Source organism: Dokdonella sp., assembly GCF_039926425.1.
Lineage (GTDB): Bacteria > Pseudomonadota > Gammaproteobacteria > Xanthomonadales > Rhodanobacteraceae > Dokdonella_A.
The window spans coordinates 1-7357 of record NZ_JBDSWZ010000035.1; the positions used below are offsets into that span (position 1 = coordinate 1).

8 protein-coding genes and 1 pseudogene are annotated in these 7357 nt (G+C 62.9%); 5 read left to right on the top strand and 4 right to left on the bottom strand.

Translation table 11 applies throughout. The annotated features are described in order from the left end of the window. From ABIV12_RS02075 to ABIV12_RS02095, 5 genes are all read left to right on the top strand, one after another. Nucleotides 1-672, top strand: a 672-nt coding sequence (locus ABIV12_RS02075) for an ABC transporter ATP-binding protein (RefSeq protein WP_348055727.1), incomplete at its 5' end; no start/stop codon positions are given. Further along, on the top strand, nucleotides 669-1403 hold the full coding sequence (locus ABIV12_RS02080; RefSeq protein WP_348055732.1) for an ABC transporter permease subunit: 735 nt from the start codon (nucleotides 669-671) through the stop codon (nucleotides 1401-1403). The genes ABIV12_RS02075 and ABIV12_RS02080, both read left to right, overlap by 4 nt. A gap of 15 nt (nucleotides 1404-1418) precedes the next feature. Next, nucleotides 1419-3299 (top strand): Gldg family protein, encoded by a 1881-nt coding sequence (locus ABIV12_RS02085; RefSeq protein ID WP_348055734.1) that lies wholly within the window; start codon nucleotides 1419-1421, stop codon nucleotides 3297-3299. Beyond that, on the top strand, nucleotides 3296-4531 hold the full coding sequence (locus ABIV12_RS02090; RefSeq protein ID WP_348055736.1) for a DUF4340 domain-containing protein: 1236 nt from the start codon (nucleotides 3296-3298) through the stop codon (nucleotides 4529-4531). Before ABIV12_RS02085 ends, ABIV12_RS02090 begins: the two co-directional genes overlap by 4 nt. A gap of 74 nt (nucleotides 4532-4605) precedes the next feature. Then, the gene (locus tag ABIV12_RS02095; protein ID WP_348055738.1) at nucleotides 4606-4995 is read left to right on the top strand and encodes a DUF423 domain-containing protein; all 390 of its coding nucleotides are present in this window, start codon (nucleotides 4606-4608) and stop codon (nucleotides 4993-4995) included. 202 nt (nucleotides 4996-5197) lie between these two features. Here ABIV12_RS02095 and ABIV12_RS02100 read toward each other — a convergent pair. From ABIV12_RS02100 to ABIV12_RS02115, 4 genes and pseudogenes are all read right to left on the bottom strand, one after another. Then, a pseudogene (locus ABIV12_RS02100) lies at nucleotides 5198-5605 on the bottom strand (M15 family metallopeptidase); the annotation flags it as partial. 223 nt (nucleotides 5606-5828) lie between these two features. Further along, nucleotides 5829-6467, bottom strand: coding sequence for a DUF3887 domain-containing protein (locus tag ABIV12_RS02105; RefSeq protein WP_348055740.1), 639 nt, complete (start codon nucleotides 6465-6467; stop codon nucleotides 5829-5831). An 80-nt stretch (nucleotides 6468-6547) separates the two neighbouring features. Beyond that, the gene (locus ABIV12_RS02110) at nucleotides 6548-6736 is read right to left on the bottom strand and encodes an Arc family DNA binding domain-containing protein (RefSeq protein WP_348055742.1); all 189 of its coding nucleotides are present in this window, start codon (nucleotides 6734-6736) and stop codon (nucleotides 6548-6550) included. A 72-nt stretch (nucleotides 6737-6808) separates the two neighbouring features. Next, nucleotides 6809-7357: SPFH domain-containing protein (locus ABIV12_RS02115; protein WP_348055744.1), on the bottom strand; the 549-nt coding region annotated here is incomplete at its 5' end.

Here is a 7357-nt window from a genome sequence, read left to right on the forward strand (position 1 = left end):
GTTCGCGAATTCCTCGATTTCATCGCCGACGTGCGTGGACTCAAGGGTGACCTGCGCGACAGGCGGCTGGACGATGCGATCGAGCGGCTGCACCTCGACGGCGTGCTCGAGCAGCCGATCGATACGCTGTCGAAGGGATTCAAGCGACGCGTCGGTCTCGCTGGCGCGATCCTGCATGATCCGAAAGTGCTGATCCTCGACGAGCCGACCGATGGCCTCGATCCCAACCAGAAGCAGGAAGTGCGCACGCTGATCAATTCGATGGCGCGCGACAAGACGATCATCATCTCGACGCATCTGCTGGAAGAAGTGCACGCGGTCTGCAGCCGCGCGATCATCATTGCCGGCGGACGTATCCTTGCCGACGCGACTCCTGCCGAACTCGAGGCACGGTCGCGCTACCACCAGGCGGTGTCGCTCACCGCGCCAAACGTCAACGAGGCAAAGGAAGCGCTCGCACGGGTCGCCGACATCGCATCGATCGAGGTCGATCCGCAGGACAACCGCATCACCGCGTTCCCGAAACCCGGGCGCTCGATCTTCATCGCCGTTGGCGATGCGCTGAAGTCGCAGGGAATCGCCGTGCGCGAACTCGCGCTCGAACCCGGACGTCTCGATGAGGTGTTCCGCACGATCACGCAAGGCTCGGCCGGCACGGAGGCACGCACATGAGTCCGGTGACGACGATTTTCAGGCGCGAACTGCGCAGTTATTTCGCGACGCCGGTCGCGTACGTGTTCATCGTGATCTTCCTGCTGCTCGCTGGCGCGTTCACGTTCTACCTCGGCAATTTCTATGAGCGCGGCCAAGCGGATCTGCAACCGTTCTTCAGTTTCCACCCATGGCTGTACCTGTTTCTGGTGCCCGCCGTGTCGATGCGCCTGTGGGCCGAAGAGAGGAAAAGCGGCACCATCGAACTGCTGTTCACGTTGCCTGTCACGATGTGGCAGGCCGTGTTCGGGAAGTTCCTCGCGGCCTGGGCATTCATTGCAATCGCGCTGGTGCTGACGTTCCCGATCTGGCTCACCGTCAACTACCTCGGCAGCCCCGACAATGGTGTGATCTTCGCCAGTTACCTCGGTTCGCTGCTGATGGCCGGCGCGTTCCTTGCGATCGGCTCGTGCATTTCCGCAGCGACGCGCAACCAGGTGGTGGCATTCATCCTGACCGTGGTGATCTGCTTCCTGTTGCTGCTTGCGGGGTTCCCGCTTGTGCTCGACGCATTTCGCGCCATTGCGCCGCAAGGCATCGTCGATGCGGTGGCAGGCCTGAGTTTTCTGACGCACTTCGCATCGATCAGCAAAGGCGTCATCGACCTGCGCGACCTGGTGTATTTCGTGTTGATGATCGGCGCGTGGCTGTATGCCACCGCGGTTGTCATCGACCTCAAGAAAGCGGCATAACGGGGGGATCGGACGATGACACTCAATCGAAAGGCCCTTTCGGGCACCGCACTCCTGGTGATCGCCGTGCTGTTCGTCGCGGTGATGCTGCTGATCAACGTGGCATTCCGCGGTGCGCGCGTCGACCTCACCCAGAACCATCTCTACACGCTGTCCGACGGAACCAGAAACATCATCAAGTCGATCGACGAGCCGATCAACCTGTACCTGTTCTATTCCGACAAGGGTACCCAGGACCTCCCGCAGTTGCGCACCTACTTCACCCGTGTGCGCGAGATGCTGCAGGAAATGGCGTCGCGCTCGGGCGGCAAGATCAGGCTCGAGGTGATCGACCCGCTGCCGTTCTCCGAAGACGAGGACCGCGCCACCAGCTTCGGCCTTCAATCGGTGCCGGTCTCCGCTGCCGGCGACAAGGTGTTCTTCGGACTCGCCGGTACCAACTCGACCAACGGGCAGTCGGTGATCCCGTTCCTGCAGCCCGACAAGGAAACGTTTCTCGAATACGACGTCGCCAAGCTGATCCACGAGCTGGAGTCGCCGAAGAAACCGGTGGTCGGGCTGCTCAGCGAGTTGCCGATGACGGCCGATCTTGATCCGGCGACGCAGCAGATGCGCGAGCCCTGGGCCGTTTTTCAGCAATGGTCGCAGTTGTTCGACATGCGCAAGATCGATCCGGCAACGCTCAAGGCAATCGACAAGGACATCGACGTGCTGGTGGTCGTGCAGCCCAAGCATCTCGGCGACGATGCGCAATACGCGATCGACCAGTTCGTTCTGCACGGCGGGCATCTGCTCGCCTTCGTCGATCCGATTTCCGAACTCGACAATGCCGGTGCGGATCCGTCGAATCCGATGGCGGCGATGGCTGCGGACAAATCGTCCGATTTGCCGAAGCTCTTCAAGGCGTGGGGCATCGAGTACGACCCGAAGAAGGTGGTGCTCGACCGGGCGCGTGCGTTGCCCGTCAGCCCCGGCCAGGGTCAGGCGCCGGTTCGCCACCCGGCGATTCTCGGGCTGACCAAGTCCGACCTGAACGGCGACGATGTCGTCACCGCGAACCTTGATACGATCAACGTCGCGTCGGCAGGGTTCTTCGACTTGGCCAAGGATGCGAAGGACGAGAAGCTCATCCCGCTGATCCAGACGTCATCCGATGCGGCAAGCGTGCCGGCAGATCGACTGCGCATGCTGCAGGATCCGAGCATCCTGATGACCAATTACACGCCTGCGGGCTCGCCGTTCGTGATTGCCGCACGCGTCACCGGCAAGTTCAGCACGGCGTTCCCCGAGCGAAAGGACGCGGGTGGGCTGGCCGAATCGAAGGACGCGAACGGGCAGATCGTCGTGGTCGCCGACACCGATCTCCTCAGCGACCGGATGTGGGTGCAGGTTCGTCCGTTCTTCGGCCAGAGCGTGATGAATGCGTTCGCCAGCAATGGCGACTTTGCCGTCAACGCGCTCGACAATCTGGCTGGCTCGAGCGACCTGATTTCGGTGCGCGGACGCGCCACGTCGCAGCGGCCGTTCACCACGGTCGAGTCGATCAAGCGCAACGCGGACGAGCGGTTCCGGTCGAAGGAACAGGAGCTGCAGCAGGAATTGTCCGACACCGAGCGGAAGCTCACGGAGCTGCAGAGCAGCAAGACCAAGGACCAGGCGCAGATCCTGTCGCCCGAACAGAAGTCAGAGCTCGACAATTTCCTCAAGCGCAAGCTGGAGATCCGCAAGGAACTGCGCGGGGTGCGACGTCAGCTGGATGCGGAAATCGAAACGCTCGGCACCAAGCTGAAATTGATCAACATCGTGCTGATCCCGTTGTTGCTGACGTTCGCGGCACTGGCGTTCGCGTGGTGGCGTGGTCAGCGCCGTCGCACGGCAAACGGAGGCCGCGCATGAACCACAAGACCCTCATCGGGCTCGCGCTTGCCGCGTTGATCGCAATCGTCGCCGCGCTCGCGATCCATCGATCGAACGCGCCCCGCAGCGAAAACACCGGCGAATCATCCACCTATCTCGTTCCGGAGCTGCGCGATCATGTCAACGACGTCAGCAAGGTCGTCGTCACCGGTGCGGAGGGCAAGACGATCGCGACCCTCGCCCGCGGTGCCAATGGATGGACGGTTGTCGAGAAGAATGGCTATGCGGTGGACACCGGAAAACTGCGCGGGTTTCTGCTCAGGCTTGCCGACGCAAGGAAGCTCGAGGAAAAGACGTCGAACAAGGACAAGTACGCCATGCTCGGAGTGGACGATGTCGCGGCGAAGGACGCGAAGGGAATGCAGGTCGAACTCGACGGCTTGACGCAGCCGGTGAAGCTGATCGTTGGAATTGCCAATGAACGCGGTGGCGGCACTTTTGTCCGCCGCGTCGGCGACGACGCGAGCTGGCTTGTCGCAGGCTCGCTGACGGTGGAGAAGGGCGCGGCCGACTGGTTGAGCAAGGATCTCGTCGACATTGCTGCGACACGCGTGGCTTCGGTGACGATGATGCATTCCGACGGCAAGAGCGTCGTGTTGTCGAAGGACGCCGGAACCGATGCGAATTTCAAGCTGGCGGACCTTCCCAAAGGGCGCGATCCGGCAGCCGACTACACCCTCAACGGGCCGGCATCGTCGCTCGCCGGGCTACGGTTCGACGATGTCCTTCCCGCGAAGGACGCGCCCGCCGACGACAAGTCCACCAAGGCGCATTTTGTACTGTTCGACGGCCTCGTCATCGACATCACGGCGTGGGAAAAAGAAGGCAAGGACCGCGCGCAGTTCGTCGCGTCGCTCGACGCGGTGCAGGCGGACAAGGGCATCGCTGCTGCTCAGGCGAAGGCCAAGGCCGAGTTCGACGCGTCGGCCGCGAAGCCCGCGACTCCGAAGGACGCAAAGGTGGTCGATGAGCCGATCAAGCCGCTTGCAGTCAGCGATCCGGTGAAGGACCGCGCGAACCGGCTCGCGGCAGTGAACAAGGAAGTCGGCGATCTCAACTCGCGTTTCGATGGCTGGACGTATGTGCTGCCAACGTACAAGTACGCCGGCCTCAACGAGACAATGGAGGATCTGTTGAAACCGCTCGACGCGGCGAAGCCCGTTGCCGCCCCTTCTGTGGCAAAGAAGCCGGCCGCGCCGAAAAAATCCTGATTCGTTCCGCACGTGACTGGCGATGCAACCATTCGGTTGCACCGCCGACACGCTCCACATGGGACCCGATACGTATGAACCTGCCCCGATTCGCCCTGTGTGCCGGATCCGTCGCGGGAGGACTTGCCGTCGTGCTTGGAGCGTTCGGTACCCATGCGCTGCGCGGCGCGCTCGACGATCGCGCACTGGCGATCTGGCACACGGCGGTCGACTATCAGTTCTGGCATGCGCTCGCGTTGCTCTCGGTCGGCCTGCTTGCCCGCGCACGCACTGATCGCGGTTTATGGATCGCTGCAGCCTGCTTCGCCATTGGCAGCGTGCTTTTCTGCGGCAGTCTCTACGCGTTGGCAACTGGAGCTGCTCGCTGGATCGGCGCGATCACACCGTTTGGGGGAGTCGCGTTGATTTGCGGCTGGATCGCGCTTGGAGTGCATGGGTGGAGGCGGACCGGCAACCCGTCCTAGCTGTGCCGCGCTCAGCTTTGCCGGTGTTCGGCGTGCCGTACCGCAAGAGCGCCGGCCGCGCAGAACGCGTCCGGCCGACAGGATCAGCTACGTCGGGCCGGAAAACTGCAGCGAACGAAACGTCGTAGGCCGGGCGCGCACAGCGCGGCCGCCAGCGTCGTCCGTGCCGATCGGTCGTACGTTGGAACGTCCATCGGCGACCTCAACGGGCGCGTCCCACTTCGACAGACCGCCGATGCCAGCACCAGTGCCAAGGCTCGTAGTCGATGCGATGCGGGTTTCCACGTGGATACGAGAGTGCAAAGCCGTACCGTGCTGCGTGGACCACCAGCCATGCAAACGCGTCGGACTGCTCGAACGCTTCTTCGAGCGCAGTGAAACCCGGCGTCGTCAGATCGATCGCTCGGCCACTGTGGTGTTCGCTGTAACCCGGAGCTGCACTGACGCGAAGAATGTCGTCGATCGCCTGGCCGCGTGCCAGTTTGCGTTCGAGGATGCCCAACTGGTACTGGGCGGAACGGAATGCCGACACGAGTTGCAACGGTATGCAATCCTGCGCGGCCTGATCGCGCATGCGCACGAAGGCGCGCGCAGCGGGGGGCGCGAGCCATTGCTCACGTGCGTGGATGTCGGTGCCGATGAAATCAAGAAACGCCGGTTCGCGCACAATGGTCAACGCTCGCGAGCGGCCGTAGTGGGCTGGAACTCCAAGAGCGCGCGAACGCGCCACCACGGCGCGCCGTTGTTGCGTCGTGCATCGTGGCGGCGGCTCAGGCCTTGAGTGGGTCACGTGCGGATCGTGTTGGCCATCGAAAGCGCGGGCCAGCCCAATGTCATTGCTTCGGCAGATCCAGTGGTTTCACGTAGAAGCCGGCAATCCGACCGTCGCTGCCACAGGCGACCTGCGCGTACAGATTCGCCTTTTCGAAAATGAGTGGAACGGTGACCGCCAGATAGTCCTGTCCTTTGGCAATGTGCGATTGTCCGCGCGCCGTCAGCGCGCCGAATTGTGCCAGCGACTCCCACGCCTTCTTGAACTTCGGTTCGGGCAATGCGGTGCGCATCTTCGCGTCGAAGTCGTGTGTTGCGGTGGCGTAATCGCCTTTCTGCGCCGAATCGAGCAGGCTTTTTGCGCGTGCCTCGCATGCTGCTCCCAGACGACGCTCTGCATCGTCCGGCGCGGGCGCGAGCAACGGTGGAACCGCCGCTTCGCTGGCCTGCGCAGGCAACGCGGGCGGCGCTTGCTCGACAGCGGACGGTTCTTCCGCGGCCGGTGTGGAAGGCGGCATCGCCACCGACGGATCGGCTGGCACGCTTGCGTCGGCATCTTTCGCCCGCGCCATCGCGTCCACGTCGATGTTCTCGACCGGCGCCTGCTCCACCGCCGGCGCCGGCTTGGACTTGGGTTTGGTCGCGGCTTGCGCCGCGGATGCGACCAGCAGAACGGCAAAGGCGAATGAGCGAATGGGCATGGCTGCGGTTCCAGGGATCTTGCGGGGAGTCGCGCATGCTAGCGCGGACGCATGACCCCGCGCTGAGCACCTTGAAAGGTTCAGTGGGGATCATCCTTCAGCGGGTGCGCTTTCGGAGCTGGCTTGAGGCGACCGGATTCACGCAGTGCTTCTCGCAACACGAATTCGATTTGCGCGTTCAACGACCGCAACTCGTCGTTGGACCAGCGCTGCATCGCATCGAGCACGATTGCGCTGATCCGAAGCGGATAGGCTTTTTTCTCCGTCACCCGATCAGGCGCGCTGTTCGTGAAACGATGCAGCCATCGACGGCCGCTCCATGACCGTCGTGATCTGCACGATCACACATACAGCGTCCCGGTATTCACCACCGGCTGCGTTCCTCGCTCTCCGCACAACACCACCAGCAGGTTGCTGACCATCGCCGCGCGCCGCTCGTTGTCCAGTTCCACCACGCCGCGCTTGCCGAGTTCCGTCAGGGCCATTTCGACCATGCTGACTGCGCCTTCGACGATGCGCGTGCGCGCTGCAATGATGGCGCCGGCCTGCTGACGCTGCAGCATCGCCTGGGCGATTTCCTGCGCGTACGCCAAGTGGCTGATGCGCGATTCGATCACCTTCACCCCGGCTTTGCCGAGGCGTTGCTGGATTTCGTCGCGCAGGTGCGAATTGACCACGTCGCCATGACTGCGCAGCGACGGCTCCTTTGTATCGTGCGAATCGTACGGATAACTCTGCGCCATCTGGCGCAGCGCCGATTCGGACTGGATCTGGACGTAGTTCTCGTAGTCATCGACACAGAACACTGCTTCAGCCGTATCGACCACCTGCCACACCACGACCGCTGCGATCTCGATCGGGTTGCCATCGTTGTCGTTGACTTTAAGCCG